Annotated in this window: 19 protein-coding genes and 1 other RNA gene; 11 read left to right on the forward strand and 9 right to left on the reverse strand. The window is 43.9% G+C overall.

Features of this window, described 5'->3' with window-relative positions; all coding sequences use genetic code 11:
* Window positions 1-3: 3 nt before the first annotated feature.
* Complete coding sequence (locus tag SCB77_RS07960) at window positions 4-1,470, forward strand: glutamate synthase subunit beta (RefSeq protein ID WP_320185898.1); 1,467 nt, start codon at window positions 4-6, stop codon at window positions 1,468-1,470.
* 94 nt (window positions 1,471-1,564) lie between these two features.
* On the opposite strand, the gene SCB77_RS07965 is transcribed toward SCB77_RS07960, so the two are convergent.
* From SCB77_RS07965 to tgt, 4 genes are all read right to left on the reverse strand, one after another.
* Window positions 1,565-4,213 (reverse strand): alpha-L-rhamnosidase, encoded by a 2,649-nt coding sequence (locus SCB77_RS07965; protein ID WP_320185899.1) that lies wholly within the window; start codon window positions 4,211-4,213, stop codon window positions 1,565-1,567.
* A gap of 178 nt (window positions 4,214-4,391) precedes the next feature.
* Window positions 4,392-5,303 (reverse strand): DMT family transporter, encoded by a 912-nt coding sequence (locus SCB77_RS07970; RefSeq protein WP_320185900.1) that lies wholly within the window; start codon window positions 5,301-5,303, stop codon window positions 4,392-4,394.
* A gap of 1 nt (window position 5,304) precedes the next feature.
* Window positions 5,305-6,387 (reverse strand): LptF/LptG family permease, encoded by a 1,083-nt coding sequence (locus SCB77_RS07975; protein ID WP_320185901.1) that lies wholly within the window; start codon window positions 6,385-6,387, stop codon window positions 5,305-5,307.
* 111 nt (window positions 6,388-6,498) lie between these two features.
* Window positions 6,499-7,629, reverse strand: coding sequence for a tRNA guanosine(34) transglycosylase Tgt (tgt, locus tag SCB77_RS07980; RefSeq protein WP_320185902.1), 1,131 nt, complete (start codon window positions 7,627-7,629; stop codon window positions 6,499-6,501).
* Between the two features lie 146 nt (window positions 7,630-7,775).
* On the opposite strand from tgt, the gene SCB77_RS07985 reads away from it, so the two are divergent.
* Both SCB77_RS07985 and rsmG read left to right on the forward strand, forming a co-directional pair.
* Window positions 7,776-8,921, forward strand: a complete 1,146-nt coding sequence (locus tag SCB77_RS07985; RefSeq protein ID WP_320185903.1) for a glycosyltransferase — start codon at window positions 7,776-7,778, stop codon at window positions 8,919-8,921.
* 60 nt (window positions 8,922-8,981) lie between these two features.
* Window positions 8,982-9,617, forward strand: a complete 636-nt coding sequence (rsmG, locus tag SCB77_RS07990) for a 16S rRNA (guanine(527)-N(7))-methyltransferase RsmG (RefSeq protein ID WP_320185904.1) — start codon at window positions 8,982-8,984, stop codon at window positions 9,615-9,617.
* A gap of 15 nt (window positions 9,618-9,632) precedes the next feature.
* On the opposite strand, the gene SCB77_RS07995 is transcribed toward rsmG, so the two are convergent.
* Window positions 9,633-10,151, reverse strand: coding sequence for a hypothetical protein (locus tag SCB77_RS07995; protein ID WP_320185905.1), 519 nt, complete (start codon window positions 10,149-10,151; stop codon window positions 9,633-9,635).
* A 186-nt stretch (window positions 10,152-10,337) separates the two neighbouring features.
* A complete protein-coding gene (locus SCB77_RS08000) occupies window positions 10,338-10,601 on the reverse strand; it encodes a hypothetical protein (protein ID WP_320185906.1) in 264 nt (87 codons plus the stop codon).
* Window positions 10,602-10,663: 62 nt separating this feature from the next.
* Between SCB77_RS08000 and dprA the strand changes: the two genes are divergently transcribed.
* From dprA to accD, 6 genes are all read left to right on the forward strand, one after another.
* Entirely contained in the window at window positions 10,664-11,761 is a 1,098-nt protein-coding gene (gene dprA, locus SCB77_RS08005; protein WP_320185907.1) for a DNA-processing protein DprA, read from the forward strand.
* 26 nt (window positions 11,762-11,787) lie between these two features.
* Entirely contained in the window at window positions 11,788-13,326 is a 1,539-nt protein-coding gene (locus SCB77_RS08010; RefSeq protein WP_320185908.1) for an MFS transporter, read from the forward strand.
* Window positions 13,327-13,328: 2 nt separating this feature from the next.
* Complete coding sequence (locus SCB77_RS08015; protein ID WP_320185909.1) at window positions 13,329-13,556, forward strand: DUF6814 family protein; 228 nt, start codon at window positions 13,329-13,331, stop codon at window positions 13,554-13,556.
* Between the two features lie 83 nt (window positions 13,557-13,639).
* Window positions 13,640-13,737, forward strand: an RNA gene (ffs, locus tag SCB77_RS08020) — signal recognition particle sRNA small type.
* A 462-nt stretch (window positions 13,738-14,199) separates the two neighbouring features.
* Window positions 14,200-14,433, forward strand: coding sequence for a hypothetical protein (locus tag SCB77_RS08025; RefSeq protein WP_320185910.1), 234 nt, complete (start codon window positions 14,200-14,202; stop codon window positions 14,431-14,433).
* 247 nt (window positions 14,434-14,680) lie between these two features.
* Window positions 14,681-15,526 carry an acetyl-CoA carboxylase, carboxyltransferase subunit beta gene (gene accD, locus SCB77_RS08030; protein ID WP_320185911.1) on the forward strand — a complete coding sequence of 282 codons (846 nt, stop codon included), beginning with the start codon at window positions 14,681-14,683 and terminating at the stop codon, window positions 15,524-15,526.
* Window positions 15,527-15,582: 56 nt separating this feature from the next.
* On the opposite strand, the gene SCB77_RS08035 is transcribed toward accD, so the two are convergent.
* The gene (locus SCB77_RS08035) at window positions 15,583-15,939 is read right to left on the reverse strand and encodes a hypothetical protein (RefSeq protein WP_320185912.1); all 357 of its coding nucleotides are present in this window, start codon (window positions 15,937-15,939) and stop codon (window positions 15,583-15,585) included.
* 95 nt (window positions 15,940-16,034) lie between these two features.
* Here SCB77_RS08035 and SCB77_RS08040 point away from each other — a divergent pair, with 95 nt between their 5' ends.
* Window positions 16,035-16,370 (forward strand): MerR family transcriptional regulator, encoded by a 336-nt coding sequence (locus SCB77_RS08040; RefSeq protein ID WP_320185913.1) that lies wholly within the window; start codon window positions 16,035-16,037, stop codon window positions 16,368-16,370.
* A 1-nt stretch (window position 16,371) separates the two neighbouring features.
* Here the strand turns inward: SCB77_RS08040 and SCB77_RS08045 are convergent, their stop codons facing one another.
* Both SCB77_RS08045 and SCB77_RS08050 read right to left on the reverse strand, forming a co-directional pair.
* The gene (locus SCB77_RS08045; RefSeq protein WP_320185914.1) at window positions 16,372-16,866 is read right to left on the reverse strand and encodes a metallophosphoesterase family protein; all 495 of its coding nucleotides are present in this window, start codon (window positions 16,864-16,866) and stop codon (window positions 16,372-16,374) included.
* A 2-nt stretch (window positions 16,867-16,868) separates the two neighbouring features.
* Entirely contained in the window at window positions 16,869-17,522 is a 654-nt protein-coding gene (locus tag SCB77_RS08050; RefSeq protein ID WP_320185915.1) for a tRNA1(Val) (adenine(37)-N6)-methyltransferase, read from the reverse strand.
* Window positions 17,523-17,667: 145 nt separating this feature from the next.
* On the opposite strand from SCB77_RS08050, the gene SCB77_RS08055 reads away from it, so the two are divergent.
* The gene (locus SCB77_RS08055; RefSeq protein WP_320185916.1) at window positions 17,668-18,816 is read left to right on the forward strand and encodes a hypothetical protein; all 1,149 of its coding nucleotides are present in this window, start codon (window positions 17,668-17,670) and stop codon (window positions 18,814-18,816) included.
* Window positions 18,817-18,866 lie beyond the last annotated feature (50 nt).

Raw genomic sequence — 18,866 nt, forward strand, 5'->3', positions numbered from 1 at the left:
GAAATGGGCAAACCAACAGGATTTTTAGAATATGAAAGAACGCTTCCTCAGAAAGACACTGTAGAAAGCAGAAAACAAAATTATCAGGAATTTGTACACAGCTATTCCGATGATCAGTTAAATAATCAAGCCGCGCGCTGTATGAATTGCGGCATCCCTTTTTGCCACTCGGGATGCCCACTGGGGAATGTGATTCCCGAATTCAACGATGCGGTTTATGACGGGCGCTGGGAAGAGGCCTACAATATATTAGTATCGACAAACAACTTCCCGGAGTTTACCGGAAGGATATGTCCTGCGCCATGCGAAGCCGCCTGTGTGTTGGGTATCAACAAATCGCCCGTAGCCATCGAAGAAATTGAAAAGCACATCATTGAGATTGCTTTTAAGAACAACTTCGTAAAGCCAAACAAAAACTTCATCAAGACCGGTAAAAGTGTGGCCGTAATTGGCGGAGGTCCCGCAGGGCTAGCAGCAGCAGCACAATTGAACAAGGCAGGCCATGATGTCGTTCTCTATGAACGTGATGATAAAGTGGGCGGTTTGTTACGTTATGGTATTCCAGATTTCAAACTGGATAAGTCTATCATCGATCGTCGCGTAGCGGTCATGGAACAATCGGGTGTCGTATTTCGCACCAATGCAGAAGTCGGCGTAAATGTGCCTGCGAGTGAGTTACTGGCTTACGATGCTGTTGTGCTTGCTGGAGGTTCCACTATTCCGCGTAACCTTCCTATCCCAGGACGTGAATTAAAAGGTGTGCACTATGCCATGGAGTTCCTGAAACAACAAAACAAACGTGTGGGCAACTCGCCTATTGAGGTAGAGGAAATACATGCTGCAGGAAAAAATGTATTGGTAATTGGTGGTGGTGATACGGGATCCGACTGTGTCGGAACTTCCAACCGTCACGGTGCAAATAGCGTTACACAGTTTGAATTGATGCCACAGCCGCCTAAAGATCGAACCGTAGCGATGCCTTGGCCAACATACCCTATGCTACTGAAAACAACGACCTCTCATGAAGAAGGTTGTCAACGCCACTGGAGCGTGAGTACAAAAGCATTCTTGGGTGACGAAAAAGGTCACGTTCGTGCTGCCTTAGTCGTTGATTTGGAATGGGAAACGGACGCCTTTGGACGACCTACGAAATTCAAAGAGGTAGAGGGCTCTGAGCGCGAATTACCTTGTGAATTGGTTACATTGGCCATGGGCTTTTTGCACCCGCAACATGAAGGACTGTTGCAGCAACTGGGCGTTAAATTGAACGAACGAGGAAATGTAGATGCTTCCGAAACGGACTACAAGGCATCTGCGGATAAAGTTTTTGTCGCTGGCGATATGCGTCGTGGACAATCCCTAGTGGTTTGGGCGATCTCAGAAGGTCGTGAATGTGCGCGTAAAGTAGACGAGTTCCTGATGGGATACTCAGAACTGGAGCGCAAAGATAAAGCTGTCTCATACGCTTAATTTCATATACTTTAGTAAAAAGTGAGAAACCGGACTAGGTCCGGTTTTTTTTGTTTTTCACAGATTTACTTTCGCGATCGCGTTTTTTAAATTTTTAGTTTTTAATTTTTAATTTCAACTGATGCTTACCTGCTTCCAACTTAACGGCCGCAGTCTCCAGCACATTGCTTGGTGGATAGAATGTGGCCGAAGCATTAGCAGGGATAACGACATCATATACAATCGTTTTCTTACTTTTCTTCCAGCTGGATTTAATCTCTCCATAAGGCGAGGTATGCGTCACCGACGAATGTTCCAATCCTGCTGGGAAGATCGGTCGTAGCTGCACGTGTTTAAAGCCTGGCGCGGTTTCGTCTGGAACAATTCCACCGATAGATTTGAAAAACCAACCGCCAATTTCGCCAAACATCATGTGGTTGTCCGAAATATCGCGTGCTGCCTGTAGATCCCAATTTTCCAACAAGGTAGTCGCTCCATTTACAACCCACCAACCCCAAGAAGGATAAGTGTCTTGAACAGCGACTTTGTAGGCGGTTTCTCCATAGCCATTGTCCTTTAACGCATTGAGCAACGCTTTCGCCCCTAAGACTCCCACATCTAAATGAAAATTAGTAGCTTCCACACGCTTGTTTAGATTTTCGGCTACCTTTGCACGCATAGCATCGGGCACGACGCCCCAATATAAAGGGACGCTTAACTCGGTTTGTGAACCATCGGCATAGACGCCCGTTTCCTGATTAAGGAATTTTGCATTGATAGCGTCTTTGATCTTACCGCTTAACGACTCATACTTTTGTGCATCTTCGGTATAACCAAAAAGTTTCGCCGCCGCAGCCAATATACGGGCGTCGGTATAAAAATAAACCGACGAAGTAAGCTCCAAATTCGAATTTGTTTTTACAGGAACCCAATCGCCACGCCCAAAACTGGTCAACCCTGTTGGGCTGATACGATCGACGTAATCCACGTAACGTTTGATATTTTCATAACACTCCCGTAGCAGGTGACTATCCCCATAAAACATATAAGCCTGCCATGGAATAATAGCGATTGTACTTGTCCAATCTAGTCCATTCGCTGTACCATAGCCCCAACCACCGGTAGGGATAATATCAGGCAGCACACCGTTAGGCTGTTGTTCATCCCGATGGTCGGCCAACCATTTTTCGTAAACCGTGATACCATCAAAATTATAGAAAGCAGTCTCGATCGCCAAGTGCCCATCTCCGGTCCATCCGTTCTTCTCGCGCTGTGGACAATCGGTCGGATAGCCCATCAAATTTGATAGATAAGCGTTATTGGTTACGCGCCACAAATCATTGACCAGCTTGGAGGAAGTCTCTACTGTACCAACAGGAGCAACATCACTGTGCGTAAAATAGCTCGTGATATTTCGCTCATCCAGCGCTAAAGGAACCGAGCTGCTCACTTCGACATAACGGAAGCCCTTGTAATTAAACTTTGGCATAAAGACATCTTCTTTCTTACCGCTCAGGATCAAAATATCCGTTTGGAAAGGATCTTTCTCTTTGTCTCCACGATAGTACACATCAATGTTAGACATGTCTATACGTCCATCGGGCAACAAGCGTTCTCCATGTTTGATCTTGACCACTGTTCCCTCAGGTCCATTCACTTTAAACTCGCTTATCCCCGACATATTTTGTCCCATATCAAAAACATAGGTTTGGGGATCAATCCTTTTTGTAGAAATTGGCTTGTAAGCTCGCACACGCCTAATAGGAACAGTCTGTTGAGCAACGATGTTTGCTGAAGGAGCTGCACGATAACGTATTCCCTGCCATTTAGAATCATCGAAATTAGGTTTATCCCATCCCTCCTGTTCTAAACGAGCGTCATAGTGTTCTCCCGTGTAGATACTATTAGCGATAATCGGTCCGGATGATGTCTTCCAATCGCGTTCAGAGACAATAACTTCTTCGGTCCCGTCCGTATAATGCACGTGTAACTCTAAACAAAATGCCGGCCTTGCACGCCAAGGAGCGCGGTGAAAATCCCAAACGCCAATCGATTGATGGTTGTACCAACCATTACCCAAAACCACCCCCATGGCATTGCCGCCAGCTTGCAAGTGGCTAGTCACGTCGTGTACAACATATAAAGTCCGTCGATCAAAACGGGTATACATTGGATCCAAATGATGATCTCCAACTTTCTGTCCATTCAGAGATAATTCAAACAAGCCTGCCGCCGCCACGTACGCGCGTGCATACTTAACGGTCTTCTTAACTTGAAATTCTTTTCGGAAATAAGGTGCAGCTTTATGCTGTATGTCGTGCCCATCGCTAATCCAAGTACCTTTCCAACGGCCAGATCCCATCAATCCGGTTTCAAACGAGGCAACCGCAGAGGTGCTGGCCTTTCCGTCTTTATCCCATACAACAACTTGCCAAAAGTAACGCGTAGCGGGCGACAAGGATTTTCCACCATAGGTAACCAACGCATCCGGCTTAGACTGCTTCCCGGAATCCCATACGGTATTACCCCTTTTTTCCAGCAAGGCCAAGGAGTCGGTATGCACTAAAATCTGGTAGGCACTTTGTATAGCGCCTTGTCGATCATCTTGCATCATCCACATCAGACGAGGTTCTGCATTATCAATGCCAATGGGGTTTACGAGGTGTTCACATTTGAGTTGGATAGGTTTGCTCTGCGCCAATGCGCTAGAGTTCCACAGCAGTCCTGCCAAGCACGCAAGACTCCACATTACGTTGTTTTTCATCTTCGGGGTTTATGTTAGTTCACTTTGTTCCGTACAGACTCCATAAAACGACATATAGAAAAGGGCAACCCTCTTACTAATCCGTTTTAGCTACACATCACTAATGTAAGCAATCCACTGCTGATCGATCGAAAAAAAAAGAAATTATTAGGAATACAGTCGAAAAAAATTGGGCAGGTTAACGCAATTTACGATTGATTAAACGGCGCTCCTTATTTTCGATGTAGGTTTTAATGTAAGGATACACGAAAACTGCGCCCAATACAATCAGCGCGCCCACATAAAATCCCGCGCTCATGGTTTCTTTATGTCCAAAGATCAACACCGCTAAGATAATACCGTAAACCGGCTCCATGTTGGTTGTCAAGGCTACGGTAAAGGCGCTAAGCTCCTTCATCACCGCAACGCCTAAAACGTAGGCTATGGCCGTACACAGCACACCCAACAACAGCAGGTATGCCCAATCAGATCCCTGTAACCACATTTTCTCACTGAAATCCCCAGTGAACAGCATAATCAACGAGATCCATAAAAATGCACCCAGCATCTCATAAAAGGTAATGATAGTAGGACTTGTGTGCTTTACCATCCGTGCATTTAATATGGAGAATATACTAGCACAAATCGCACATGATAGTCCACATACGATTCCCCAAACATATTGAAATTCGAACGTAAAGATGAGGTATATACCAAACACGATAACCAGTCCGATTGCTACGTCAGCTTTGGATATCCTTTTCTTGTTGATGATGGGTTCGAGTATGGATGTAAACAAAGTGACGGACGATAAGGTCACCAAGGTTACCGAAACCGTGGAAATTTTTATGGCATGGAAAAAAAGCACCCAATGTAGGCCGACTACACCACCCACTGCAAGAAATTGCAGCAAACGCTCCTTTGTAACCTGTACCGATTTACCCACCAAGATAAAGTAGATAAATAAGGAAAGCGCAGCAATAAGCACCCTATACCACACCAAATGTAGCGCCGACACAGAGATGAGCCCACCTAGGATACCCGTAAATCCCCAAATCAATACGGTAAAATGTAAGATAAGGACGTTCTTGTTAATCGGAAATTGTTTCATGTTACTTGGGAGCCTTGTACTTCAACCAAAAGGCCAAGGTGAGGAATATGATATTTGGAATTAGAATTGCAATCAGCGGAGGCAACCCTCCCTTCAACGAAAACATGGTGGAGAACTGTACCAGCACTAGGAAGGTAAAACTTAGGGCTATACCTATCCCCAAGCTTAAGCCAATACCGCCGCGTACCTTTTTTGAAGAGAGCGACACGCCCATCAGCGTTAAGATAAATGCTGAAAAAGGACCAATATAGCGTTTATATTTCTCGAGCAATAAATCCGTCATCATTCCTGTTCCGCGCGTCTCTTCCTTGCTAATACGGTCATTCAGTTCATCGGTATCCATCGCCGTGAACACATTATCGTAAACTTCAAAATCCCGAGGCAACATATCCAGCGTAGTGTCACGACTCGTTCCTTTATCCATTTTCTCGCGTAATCCATCTATGGTACGCACCGTATAATCTTCGATCTTCCACTTCGTCGCAACAGAGTCCCAAGTGATACGCTCTGCTATCAACTTCTCGGTCAATTGGTCGCCATTAAATTTCTCCAAAGAAAACTTATAGCCTATGTTACGCCGTGTATCAAAGTTATCGATATAAACGTAGGTATTTGAGTCGATCTGCATATGCGTAGACATCGTCGATCCACTCACTTTCTGCGGCTTGACATATACATTTTCGAAATTGACTTTGATTTTATTGGTATATGGGATGATCCAGATATTGGACACCAAAGTAAAGGTAAAAATCAGCCCTGCTGAAATCATATAGGGCCGCAGGAAACGGTTGAAACTCATCCCGCCGCTTAAGATGGGTACCACTTCCGTCTGATCGGCCATTTTTGACGTAAAGAATATCACGGCAATAAAGTTGATGAGCGGCGTCAGCATATTTAGGAAGAAGGGAATACTGCCCAAGGCGTAATACTCCAAGAAAACCTTCGACATGGGCGCCTTGTTCTTCAAAAAATCATCTAACTTTTCCGAAACGTCAAAGACCACGATCACCACAATAAAAATACCCACCGTAAACACAAAGGTGCTTAGGTATTTTTTGATAATGTAGCGATCTATAATGTTCATTTTTAAAGTAAAAATTAAAAAGTAAAGAATGTTAAGGCGCTGCTATCTTTAGCTGATGCGCACATGTGGTGTTTGCCGCTAGCTCGAACCAGCATGAGTACGCAAGACCAACTACAAGCGTTGTCCCAACACTTTGACCATCTTTTCCTTCCAGTCATAAAACGATCCATCAATAATCTTCTCGCGTGCTTGATTGACCAACCAAAGGTAAAAATGCAAGTTGTGCAACGAGGCAATCTGTGCTCCCAAGATCTCTTGCGAACGAATCAAATGTCGGAGATAGGCCTTCGTATGGACCTGATCTACCAGAAGATCACTTTCCGCTTCAATAGGCGAAAAATCATCTTTCCATTTTTCATTCTTAATATTGATGATCCCCTGCTGGGTAAACAACATACCATTGCGCGCATTTCGTGTAGGCATAACACAATCAAACATGTCAATGCCCAGCGCTATATTCTCCAGAAGATTGATTGGTGTACCAACCCCCATAAGATAACGCGGTTTATCCTTCGGCAAAATATTTGTCACCACCTCGGTCATCGCGTACATTTCCTCCGCAGGCTCGCCCACAGACAGTCCACCTATCGCATTACCATCCCGATTGAAGGAAGCGATCACTTCGGCGGATTTTTCACGAAGATCTTTATATACGGAGCCTTGTACAATAGGAAACAATGTCTGCTCATAGCCATATAGCGGCGCTGTACTATCAAAACGATCGACACAACGTTTTAACCAACGATGCGTCATATCCAAAGACTTTCTAGCGTAGCTGTATTCGCAAGGATAGGGCGTACATTCGTCGAAAGCCATAATAATATCGGCTCCAATCACCCGCTGCGTATCCATCACATTCTCTGGGGTAAACAGGTGTTTTGATCCGTCAATGTGTGAACGAAAGGTTACACCTTCTTCACGAATCTTCCGTACCTCCGTCAACGAATACACCTGATAGCCTCCCGAATCGGTAAGAATGGGACCCTTCCAGTTGTTGAATTTATGCAAGCCACCTACTTTATGCAAAACATCGAGCCCCGGGCGAAGATACAAATGATAGGTATTGCCCAAGATAATCTGCGCCTGAATATCCTGCACCAATTCATGCTGATGAACGGCCTTTACCGTCCCGGCTGTGCCGACTGGCATAAAAATCGGTGTCTGAATATTCCCGTGTGCCGTCTCTAACAAACCTGCGCGTGCCCGAGATCCCTTATCTTCTGCCTGAAGCGTAAATTTCATATGCTTTTTTCCCTCTTACCCTGTGATAAAATCTCTGCAAAAATAGGATAAAAATTGGCAGGAAACGAGTGCCGTACAAAATCTTAATAAAACTTAACTATTTCTCCGTTGTATCTTATAAGAAGACCTTATCTTTGCTGTTCTGTATGCTACAATTCGAATACCTCATACCCTTCTTGCTTTATATTCCATTCGGAATATTAGCACTCTTGTTGATTATTCAGCTCTATTATATCTATGCTGTTTATGGAAAACTAGCGGCCTATAAAGTCGATTCGTTTCAGGAGAGTGCAAGTAAGCCGGCCTTGAGCGTGATTATCTGCGCGCACAATGAGCAAGAAAACCTAAAGGCTTTTCTGCCGCAGGTTCTGACCCAAGATTATGCCGATTTTGAAGTGGTGGTCGTGGACGATTGTTCCGATGATGACACCCCTTGGATCTTGAAAGACTTCGCTAAAAGCTATCCGGGCAAGATCAAAATCGTCGAGATAAAGGACTACATTCGTTTAAAAAACACGAAGAAGTTTGCGGTTACCATGGGTATTAAAGCTGCCAAGCATGAACACTTGGTATTTACCGATGCCGATTGTCAGCCGCAGAGTAAAAACTGGCTGGCGGAAGTAGCCGGCGCATTTACACCGGGGAAAGAAATTATTCTAGGTTATTCGCCCTATTTCAAGGAGGCCGGTTTTCTAAACAAACTGATTCGTTTTGAGACGGCACATACGGCAATGAGCTATCTATCCTATGCCCTTCGCGGCAATGCATACATGGGCGTAGGACGCAACCTAGCCTACACGAGGAGTCTATTCTTTAAAGGCAAGGGTTTTAACAAACATATGCATATCAAATCCGGAGACGATGACCTCTTCGTGAATCACAACGCTACAGCTGGCAATGTGCAGATTGTCCTGCATCCTGACGCGCAGGTTGCATCGGTACCGAAATCAAGCTGGAAAAGTTATTACAAGCAAAAGGCAAGACATTCGGGTGCATCAGTTTTGTATAAACCTGAACATAAACGTATGCTGGCAGTGCAGCTCGTTTCGGCTATGTTATTTTATCTAGTTTTAGGCCTGTGTATTGCGTTATATCCATCCCTTTGGTTTATTCCGCTTGCGGCCTACCTGATACGTTTATTCAGCCAGCTATTGATTTTTAACAACATTTATAACAAACTAGAGGTGCGCGGACTGCTTTGGTGGCTCCCATTCCTTGACGTATTTTATTATTTTTACATCTGTATTAACGGAGCTTTCAACCGCAACGCCAAACAGGGATCTTGGAAATAGTCCATTTACCCTAGTCAAACGGTGTACAAAGCATAAGAACGTTACCATAAACAATTACCTATGAACCCAACTGTCGACATCATCTATAGCTATTTCCCAAAACTATCTGAACAACAGAAAGCACAGTTTGCACAACTCGCAGAGGTCTATCCTTTTTGGAACGATCAGATAAACGTCGTGTCCCGAAAAGATATAGAAAGCCTGTACCTGCATCATGTGCTACACTCGCTAGGGATTGCTAAGTTCGTAACCGAATTTACGCCGGGCACGCGCATACTAGATGTGGGAACGGGAGGAGGCTTTCCCGGTATTCCGCTTGCTATTCTTTTTCCTGAAGTTCAGTTTCATTTGGTCGATTCCATAGGTAAAAAGATAAAGGTTGTACGCGAGGTTGCTGCGGCTTTGGGTCTTACAAATGTTGAGGCAGACCACATCCGAGCCGAACAACTGGACTATAAATATGACTTCGTTGTTTCTCGTGCGGTGACTCGATTGGCCGACTTCACCCCTTGGATACGCAACAAATTCGAGCGCAAAGATAAAAATGGTATTCCGAATGGTATTCTTTACCTAAAAGGAGGCGACCTGAAAGAAGAGATAAAAGAGGCCAAGTTAAAGGCCGAGCTGCACCCATTATCCAGCTACTTTAAAGAGGATTTTTTTGACACGAAATATGTCGTATACGTCCCGATGTAATCCAGAACGGTATCTTTATTCCTCCTTTAAAGAGGAATGCGGCGTTGTATGCGTCGGATATGAAAGGTCAAATCGCTCATGTATGATAGCAGCTGAATCCCGATAGTTTTTCAATTGCTCTAGCACATAAGCCACACGCTCGTAGTAGGAACATTGCGCTAAAAAATCTAGTGTAGGTTTACTGTAAAGATTGAATTTTGCAAGGGAATCCCCCTGCAATGTGGTATATTCAGCAATCAAAGGATCCCAAATTTCGTTAACGAGATCCTCCTCATATTCACGCTCAAATTGACGTTGCAATCGTCGAGAACCTTTTCCTCTGCGACTAAAATGGTTGTATACTTTTTGGATATTGACCCCTATACCGAGGCCGAACATGATCATGTTGTTATCATCCCCCAAAGAGTATATTTCTTTATGGTAGGCCTTCTTAGCTTCAAAATTGGCCAAAGCATCGCTCCTTTTATTAACTACAACTTCCTCAATCGCCAAGGTATCGCGGGTTATGCTGTCGTTATTTATAGTATCACGCAACAGAGGTTCTGCGTGTAAGATAAGCGGCCGTTGCGAAACGCTATAAGCGATTGACAAGCAAACTGTTGTCAGCACTATATTTATTTGGTTACGCGGCATAGCATAAATATAAAAAAGGAATCCGACAGCGGGTTAAGTTTAACTGATTTTAACTCGCTATACGGTAGCTAGCCAGCTCACGCTGATTTAGGTAATATCTTCTTTATCGGTGCCCCCTAGAAAAGTATTTATTTCCTCTCCGAGAAGATTGACCTCTTCATCCATCCCAAACATAGGGAGCTCTGTTTCTGGATTCAATTTGAGCCAAGTCGTCTCCGTATCCTTCATAATTTTCACATATTCCTGTCCATCTTTGAAGATGAGATAGGTACCGTCTTCTTCAGGAAATACTGCGTAGACGACTTCGCCGATCTCGATATCAAATGGTTCTTGTGCTCCTTCTAGTTTCATATATTAATTTTTAACCAAAGGTAGGACTTTTAAACAAAATTCTTATTTTTAGGATTCCAATTATGAACAAGCTGCAACAAATAGCACTCACCAAGATCAAAGGTGTTGGTCCGAAAACTGCCCGTAACTTACTGGCGTACTGCGGATCGGTGGATGCTATTTTCAACTCAAAAAAAAGAGAGCTGCTGCAGATCCCATCTATTGGACAAGCAACGGTAGAGGCCATCCTATCTAAAAATCACCTTTTGGAAGCCGAGAAAGAGCTTGGTTTTGTTGAAAAGCATGGCATAGACATGCTTTGGATCGAAGACGATAATTACCCCAAACGCTTATTGCATTGCGAAGATGCTCCTATGTTGTTGTATTACAAAGGTGCGGCCAATCTAAACCCGAAGCGTTGCGTAAGCATCGTGGGAACGAGAAACGCCACATCCTATGGCAAGCAATTGTGCGAGGATCTGGTAAGCGGCTTTCAAGACCAAGGCATACAGGTAGTAAGCGGTTTGGCCTACGGCATCGATGTGCACGCTCATCGGCAATCCCTAAAGCAGCATGTTTCCACCGTTGCGGTTCTCGGCCACGGCTTAGATATGATCTACCCCGCAGCACATCGAGAAATAGCATCCCGTATGTTGGAACAAGGGGGACTACTCACGGAGTTTCCGTCGGGAACCACGCCAGAGCGAAACAACTTCCCTTCACGCAACCGCATCATCGCAGGTCTAGCCGATGTTACTATCGTGGTGGAAGCCGCCCGAAAAGGTGGTGCATTGATTACGGCAGAAATAGCCAATAGTTACCATCGCGATGTGTGTGCTTTCCCCGGAAGAATAGATCAAGAGTACTCGGCCGGATGCAACTACCTGATCAAAACCAATCGGGCACATCTTATCCGAAATACGCAGGATCTATTTTACCTTATGGGATGGGAAGATAGTCGGAAGAAGGAGCGCACGATACAATTGCAGCTCATCCCTGCAGCCATGTCCGCAGATCAGGAAATGATATATCGCCTGATTCAAGAAAGACAACCTTATTACATAGACGACTTGGCACAGCAACTCGCCTGGCCAACGAGTAAGCTTGCAATGGTTCTGCTGGAAATGGAAATGAACAACCGGATCATTGCGCTGCCCGGCAAAATGTATAAACTTTTATAACCTCAATCTATAAACCTAAACACCCCATGCAAAACAAAAACAAAACGTTGTGGAAAGTTATCGGAGCATCCTCCTTAGGGACTTTGATCGAGTGGTACGATTTCTTCATTTTTGGAAGTCTTTCCATTGTGCTATCGACTAAATTCTTTCCAGCGGACAATCCCACAGCGGCATTTCTGTCGACGCTAGCTACATTCGCCGCAGGCTTTGTAGTACGTCCATTTGGTGCCCTTTTCTTTGGACGACTGGGCGACCTTATAGGCCGGAAATATACCTTCATGGTCACGCTGATGTTGATGGGTGGCGCTACGTTTCTCATTGGCTGCACGCCGAGCTATGAAAGTATAGGTTTCTTTGCGCCACTCATCGTATTGTTGCTTCGTCTCCTGCAAGGGCTCGCATTGGGCGGCGAATACGGTGGTGCTGCCACCTATGTCGCCGAGCATAGTCCAGAAGGACAGCGTGGCTATTGGACGTCTTGGATACAGACTACCGCTACCTTCGGCCTCTTTATTTCGCTCGTCGTTATTCTACTGACGCGCTTGCTATTGACCGAAGAACAATTTGACACCTGGGGATGGCGTGTACCTTTCGTCCTATCGATTTTTATGGTATATGTTTCCTACCTCATCCGCAAGAACATGGATGAATCTCCCGAATTTAAAAAAGCCAAATCAGAAGGAAAAACAGCCAAAAATCCGCTTAAGGAAAGTTTTGGCAATGTCTATAATCTAAAATTTGTTCTTCTCGCACTATTTGGCGCCGCCATGGGACAGGGCGTGGTATGGTATACGGGTCAGTTTTATTCGATGAGCTTCATGAAAACAGTAATGTTTGTAGACACCGACCAGGCCGACCTGATATTAGGCATCGCACTCTTACTCGGCACGCCCTTCTTCGTGGTTTTTGGAAAACTCAGCGATCAGCTTGGACGCAAGTGGGTGATGTTGGCCGGTATGTTACTTGCTGTGTGCACTTATCGTCCTATTTATGAGGCTATGTATCAATTGACGAACACCCAGACCAAAATAGAGCGGGAAGATCTCCGCAGCATCGACACTCATCCCGCTCAGCAACAAGAGGAGCATAAGCGCATTACCACGACGACTAAAACCTATACCGATGGCACACAAGTCACGCAAGTGGTAACGACTTTGCTTTCAGATGTCGGCAATCCCATTCTTAAAAATGGTATGCCGCAAGAGAGCAGTAAGACAACAGTACATCTACAGGGAAAAAACTATGCTTTATTGGTTGCATTGATCTTTATTCAGATCATCTATATTACACTAGTGTATGGGCCGATAGCTGCATTTCTGGTCGAGATATTCCCCGTTAAGATCAGATATACATCCATGTCTCTACCCTACCACATTGGAAATGGAATTTTCGGGGGTCTATTACCTGCAGTATCGACCTATCTTGCAAGTAACGCACATGCTCGAGGACAATCCGACTTCTATCTTTCCGGACTTTGGTATCCTATTGGCGTCGCTTCGGTATGCTTTGTAATAGGCGCCATCTATATATCTAAAACAATGACTGCTAACAAAATGGAATCTTAATCATGGAAAACCTCAAAAGAATATTAGGTGCGGTATGGATCGTGCTCGCCATCCTTACCGCCTACTTCTGTATCGTTCAATTTGGACTTCCGAAGTTACAAACCGGCCAGCAGGAAGACCTCGTGTTTGGCATCATCATTTTGTTTATCCTTACACCCATCATCAGTATAGGCTTAGCCATTTTCGGCTTTTTCGCGCTAAAAGGAGAATACCTCAAGGAGAAGATGTGATTTTTCCACACTGAATATCAACAGCCTAGCGGCTTATCGAGAAAAAATTTTCGATAAGTCCTTTTTTTTCCTACTTTTGTGGCGGGCAAGTCTCTTACGACCAGCTCCCAATGACTCCCCCAGGTTGGGAACAAAGCAAGGGTATTTGGTTGAGCGGTGCGATAGGAGTAGCTTGCCCTTTTTTATTTCTTTACATCCTGTAAGAGAAATTTCAAAAGGATATTTTCAACTGTTATTGCTCCACATTTTTTTCCGGCTCTCTTTGTGCAACTGAAAGGAAGAATACTTTTTCCTTGCTGTATTTCCCATCCGTAACTATAGGTTGCCGCTGCATTTAGCAAACACAAAACATTCGATTTTGGGAGCATACCGGAAACAGATTGAACCTCATTGGAAAGATTTTATTCGAACAACTATATTCGTCCGTATGTTTGTAATACACTCTTTGGATTTTTTGGGGTGCAAAGCTACAAGATTGCGGCTAGTAAAACTAGGATAATCGAGCCAAAATGCTACAAACCTCAAAAAAAATGCTTGGCTCATTTTTCCTACTTTTTAGCTTAAATCATGCATTTAAATAGGTTTAAAGGCCGATAAATGGCAATCTTGTTCGTTTGAAAAAAGTCTAGCACTTTTAACAGAAATGCTAGATGTTTTTATCGAAGTGCTAGATGTTTCGACAAAAGTGCTAGATGTTTTGACAAAAGTGCTAGCATGTCCAAAAGAAGTGCTAGACTTTCTGGAAGACATGCTAGGTGTTACGACCTACATGCTAGCATTTAGCAAAAAAAAGCTAGCACTTGCGAAGAAACAGCTAGACTTTAGAAAAGAAGTTCTAGGTGTTTTGCTCGAAGTCCTAGCATGTTTAACAGAATAGATAGCTCTTACAGTTTATTTGTTAGGTGTTCGCGCGCAATCTTAGGCAGCTCAAGAGAGAAAGCTACCATCTTTAACCTACAAGATTACTAAAAACCTGTTTACACACTTTAAGGGATACCGCCTTTACTGTTGGTAAAGGATCCCTTATTGCTGGTCAAGAACCCTTTGTCGCCCCCAAGAATTCTGCTTGATCCCTTTTTTTAGGATATTTTTCGTTTATTTGTAGTCCGAATTATCGAGAACTTATGAGTTGGTTTAAAAGAAACAAGGCAGGGATCAGTACTGCAACCGAAAATAAAAAGGAAGCTCCTGACGGCATGTGGAACAAATGTCCGAACTGTAAGAAGCCCCTATTGAACAGCGAACAGATTGAAAACAAGTACGTTTGCCAATATTGCGACTATCATATCCGAATCGGATCAGCGGCATATTTTTCCATTTTATTCGATGACAATCGTTTCACAGAGCTTTTCGAAAACCTCAGCTCTGGTGATCCACTTACCTTTGCCGATACAAAACCCTATCCCGTTCGTTTGGCCGATAGCCAAGCCAAAACCGGTCTAAAAGATGCTATCCGTTGCGGACACGGCAAGATGGAAGGCAAAGATGTGGTCATTGCCTGTATGGATTTCAACTTTATTGGTGGCTCCATGGGTTCCGTAGTAGGCGAGAAGATTGCGCGCTCTATTGATTACTGTTTGGAACATAAAATTCCATTTATGCTGATCTCCAAATCGGGTGGTGCACGCATGATGGAAGCGGCATTTTCATTAATGCAAATGGCCAAAACGTCTGCTAAACTAGCGCTGCTAGCTAAAGCGAAAATCCCTTATGTATGTCTTTTAACAGATCCTACAACGGGTGGTGTAACCGCCTCTTATGCGATGCTTGGAGACATTAATATTGCCGAGCCCGGGGCGCTTATCGGCTTCGCGGGTCCTCGTGTTATCAAAGAAACAATTAAAAAGGACCTTCCAAAAGGCTTTCAAACATCCGAATTCGTTTTGGAGCATGGCTTCCTCGACTTTATCGTCGACAGAAGGAACCTAAAAGCAAAGGTGGCCGCTTATCTACGTTTGGTATACGCCTAAGCGTAGCAAGTAACAATAAAATACAAAGGCTTCTTTCAAAAAGAGGCCTTTTGTATTTAAACGCCTCCCCGCAAACGTAAGAATGCCCATCGTTTTCGCTTCTGCAGATAATCTATATCTGCCTGATGCCGGTAGGCTTCACGTTCAAAGATGATGTGCAGATAAGCTTGTTGAATGTTTCTGTGGCGAAGGTATAAAACCAAAAATTCCAAAAAATACCAAATATAAAAAGGAAGAACGCCCAGTTCGAGCGCCTGCCGGATATGTATATTTTCGTGCTGCAGCAAAGTTTTATCTGCGGCACGGTCTGTGGAAATCACAAAAATAAAGGGAAAGACGGTTACCGCAACGGCACGGCCTGCGGAAAAAAAGTTAGTCCAAAATTTGCTAATTATGACTATGCCGTTCATCATTTTAAATTTAGAAATTTTTCTGTAACACATTCGATCATTGAAAAATTTTGAATATCAAACAGAGCTCGTATATTTGTTTAAGTAGAAAGTAAATTATGCCGTACAAAGAACGCGAAATAAACAAGTTATATTACACCATGGGAGAAGTGACCGCCATGTTCGGTGTAAATGCCTCTCAAATTCGGTTTTACGAACGTGAATTTGATATTCTGCAGCCCAAAAAAAATAAAAAAGGCAATCGTCTTTTCACACAAGAAGATATCTCCAACCTCAAGATCATCTACAGCTTGGTAAAGGATAAAGGTTATACATTGCAAGGTGCACGCGACTACCTGCGTTCCAACAAAAACGAAGTCAAGGAAAACCAACGTGTTGTCGACTCGCTGGAACGCTTAAAGAAATTTCTACTGGAGGTACGCGACAGTCTTTAGACTATCGACCTCCTAATTCTATTACTTCTAGGTTTTCTATCCTATCTTCTTGAATCTGAAACCGCATTAGTGTCCGCACCTTATGCCAGCCCTGTTTGCCGGCCGCGCCAGGATTTAAATGCAATAAATTCAATTTCGGATCGTACTGCACTTTTAGAATATGTGAATGTCCGCAGATAAACAATTTCGGCGGATCTAACATGATATCGGCTTTCACCTGCGGTGCATATCGTCCCGGATAACCGCCAATATGTGTCATCCATACATCAACCTGTTCGCAGGTAAAACGCTCGTGCTCTGGACAGGTCAAACGAATGTCCTTCCCGTCGATATTTCCCCACACCCCTTTGAATGGCTTAAAAGCTGCCAACGTATCCACAATCTCTATGGCTCCAAAATCGCCGGCATGCCATATCTCATCACAGGATTCGAAATACCGGAAAACGGCGTCATCTAAATAACCATGTGTATCGGATAGTAGTCCAATTTTTTTCATACTTAGAATGCTAAAAAATAAGGTTTCAACAGGTTCTTATATTCTTCCGTATGCTCAGCTCGTCGTTCGTAGATGATCAGCGTATCGTACCCCACCTCGCCAGTTCGCTTTCCAATTGCCAATAGGCTTCGGATCGGATCAGCATCGGGATAAGAGGAGATATTAATTATCCGTTGCAAGTAAAGGTTCCTCTTGGGCAACATCAATGCTACGACCTCTTCTGCCAGTCCTATAGGAAGAATACAATGAAATTCACCATGAACCGATAAATGAAGAGCCACGAAGTCCAACAACGCTTCAAAAAAAAGAAAATCGGCATGTTTCGCCAATTTCTTGCGAGGATCAGGATTATGCAGCGATTTTGTGTAAAATGGCGGATTTGAAACGATCAAATCATAGCTCACCTCGGGGTGGAAATCGCGAAAATCACTATTGATTGAGCGCAGTCGATCAGCAAAAATCGACTGGCGAAAGTTATAGGTAGCCTGTATGTAGGCTTCCTCGTCGATTTCCACAGCATCGACAAGAGCCTCGGGATGACGTTGGGCAAGCATCAGCGTAATAACCCCAGTGCCGCTGCCCACATCGAGGATCCGAGCAGCACCTTCTTGATAAGCCATGGCTCCTATGATGACGCCATCTGTGTTGATTTTCATCGCGCAATTTCCCTGATCAACCTCGAATTGCTTGAACCTAAAAATGGAACCCATATGCAAAGGTAAACTTATATTTTAGGCCTCCTAGCTATCTTCTCTTTTATAAGCGAATTAATTTTGCTATTATTGGTACAAGAATCACGTCATGGCTAAAATTTTAACTTTCCTCTTTTTACCCCTTTTCCTTTTCCCATCTATTTATGTGCAGGCAAATACAAAAAAAGCATCCTTACAGGATTGTGAAAAGATAGTTGCTGTAGCCTTGGACAAGCTGGTTCCTGCGCTGCAAAAAAATGATTACCAAAACTTGGAAAGTATATTGGGCACGATTCAAAGTGCTTGTGGTGAAAACGAATTTACACAGCGTATGCGTATTATACAGGCACTGATTGAGCGCAAAACTAGTGGAGCACTCATAGCCGACTACCTCTCCAAAAATTACCACGAAGTGCTGACGATGCGCTGGGATTATGCTGTTGAGAAAGAATACCGACGTATTTATGAAGAAAACAAAGCCGAATTTAACTACGTACCGCTCAACCATCCGATCGATTCCCTAATTAAGCTGAAGGCAAACGCCTTATTAAATTCCCCATCCTTTAACCTTACAGAACAAGAAGAAGATATCGCCCTGCTCTTTGCCGATCACTTGGACGAGTTTTATCAATCTTTTGAAAATGTGCAGCCAGCACCGCAACCTACCGCAACAGAAAAAGCCCGCTCCCAGCAGGATGCTAAACATCGATCTGGGGTGATCGTTTCCGCAGGGGCTGAATTTCCTATTACGGGCTCAGACCCTTTATTTAAAACCAATACCACCGTTGGCTTGCTCTATTCCTCAGGATTGTCTTCTCCTGTCTTTTTTGAAGGTGGTATAAAAATCAGAATTAATTCGAACGATAGGTCTTTTGACTACTTGCTATACGACGAGGCTGAACATGTCAATTCCAGTGCAAGTTTCAGTATAGGAGGTAATGTTGGCGTTAAATTGTTTGACAACGACAAATTTATTATCGCGCCTAAAGTAGGCTTGTATTACGACATTACAAATACCGGTTTAAGCGAAGTAAATTATTTTGACGACGAATATGGAGAGAGTACAAGCAGTGTTCAATACCACAATGTGCACACCATGCGAACCACCTTGGCGCTAAACCTAATGCGTCATATTATCGGTAAGAAATATATCGGTATCGAAGCAGCTTATCACTATATTCCTTACAATTGGGACAACAACCTGCTCACAAGCATCCAACCCAACTACGCTAGTTTGCAGCTATTTTTCCGCTTTTAGGAAACCGCAAAATTACACGCTGCTGCGTTGGTTGCGTACTATTTTTGTTC

The organism is Sphingobacterium bambusae (assembly GCF_033955345.1).
Lineage (GTDB): Bacteria > Bacteroidota > Bacteroidia > Sphingobacteriales > Sphingobacteriaceae > Sphingobacterium > Sphingobacterium bambusae.

Excerpts from the sequence above, each read along its gene's own strand:
- SCB77_RS07960 (WP_320185898.1), top strand. The coding sequence starts at position 4 with ATGGGCAAACCAACAGGATTTTTAGAATATGAAAGAACGCTTCCTCAG.
- SCB77_RS07965 (WP_320185899.1), bottom strand. The coding sequence starts at position 4,213 with ATGAAAAACAACGTAATGTGGAGTCTTGCGTGCTTGGCAGGACTGCTG.
- SCB77_RS07970 (WP_320185900.1), bottom strand. The coding sequence starts at position 5,303 with ATGAAACAATTTCCGATTAACAAGAACGTCCTTATCTTACATTTTACC.
- SCB77_RS07975 (WP_320185901.1), bottom strand. The coding sequence starts at position 6,387 with ATGAACATTATAGATCGCTACATTATCAAAAAATACCTAAGCACCTTT.
- tgt (WP_320185902.1), bottom strand. The coding sequence starts at position 7,629 with ATGAAATTTACGCTTCAGGCAGAAGATAAGGGATCTCGGGCACGCGCA.
- SCB77_RS07985 (WP_320185903.1), top strand. The coding sequence starts at position 7,776 with ATGCTACAATTCGAATACCTCATACCCTTCTTGCTTTATATTCCATTC.
- rsmG (WP_320185904.1), top strand. The coding sequence starts at position 8,982 with ATGAACCCAACTGTCGACATCATCTATAGCTATTTCCCAAAACTATCT.
- SCB77_RS08000 (WP_320185906.1), bottom strand. The coding sequence starts at position 10,601 with ATGAAACTAGAAGGAGCACAAGAACCATTTGATATCGAGATCGGCGAA.
- dprA (WP_320185907.1), top strand. The coding sequence starts at position 10,664 with ATGAACAAGCTGCAACAAATAGCACTCACCAAGATCAAAGGTGTTGGT.
- SCB77_RS08010 (WP_320185908.1), top strand. The coding sequence starts at position 11,788 with ATGCAAAACAAAAACAAAACGTTGTGGAAAGTTATCGGAGCATCCTCC.
- SCB77_RS08015 (WP_320185909.1), top strand. The coding sequence starts at position 13,329 with ATGGAAAACCTCAAAAGAATATTAGGTGCGGTATGGATCGTGCTCGCC.
- SCB77_RS08025 (WP_320185910.1), top strand. The coding sequence starts at position 14,200 with ATGCTAGATGTTTTTATCGAAGTGCTAGATGTTTCGACAAAAGTGCTA.
- accD (WP_320185911.1), top strand. The coding sequence starts at position 14,681 with ATGAGTTGGTTTAAAAGAAACAAGGCAGGGATCAGTACTGCAACCGAA.
- SCB77_RS08035 (WP_320185912.1), bottom strand. The coding sequence starts at position 15,939 with ATGATGAACGGCATAGTCATAATTAGCAAATTTTGGACTAACTTTTTT.
- SCB77_RS08040 (WP_320185913.1), top strand. The coding sequence starts at position 16,035 with ATGCCGTACAAAGAACGCGAAATAAACAAGTTATATTACACCATGGGA.
- SCB77_RS08045 (WP_320185914.1), bottom strand. The coding sequence starts at position 16,866 with ATGAAAAAAATTGGACTACTATCCGATACACATGGTTATTTAGATGAC.
- SCB77_RS08050 (WP_320185915.1), bottom strand. The coding sequence starts at position 17,522 with ATGAAAATCAACACAGATGGCGTCATCATAGGAGCCATGGCTTATCAA.
- SCB77_RS08055 (WP_320185916.1), top strand. The coding sequence starts at position 17,668 with ATGGCTAAAATTTTAACTTTCCTCTTTTTACCCCTTTTCCTTTTCCCA.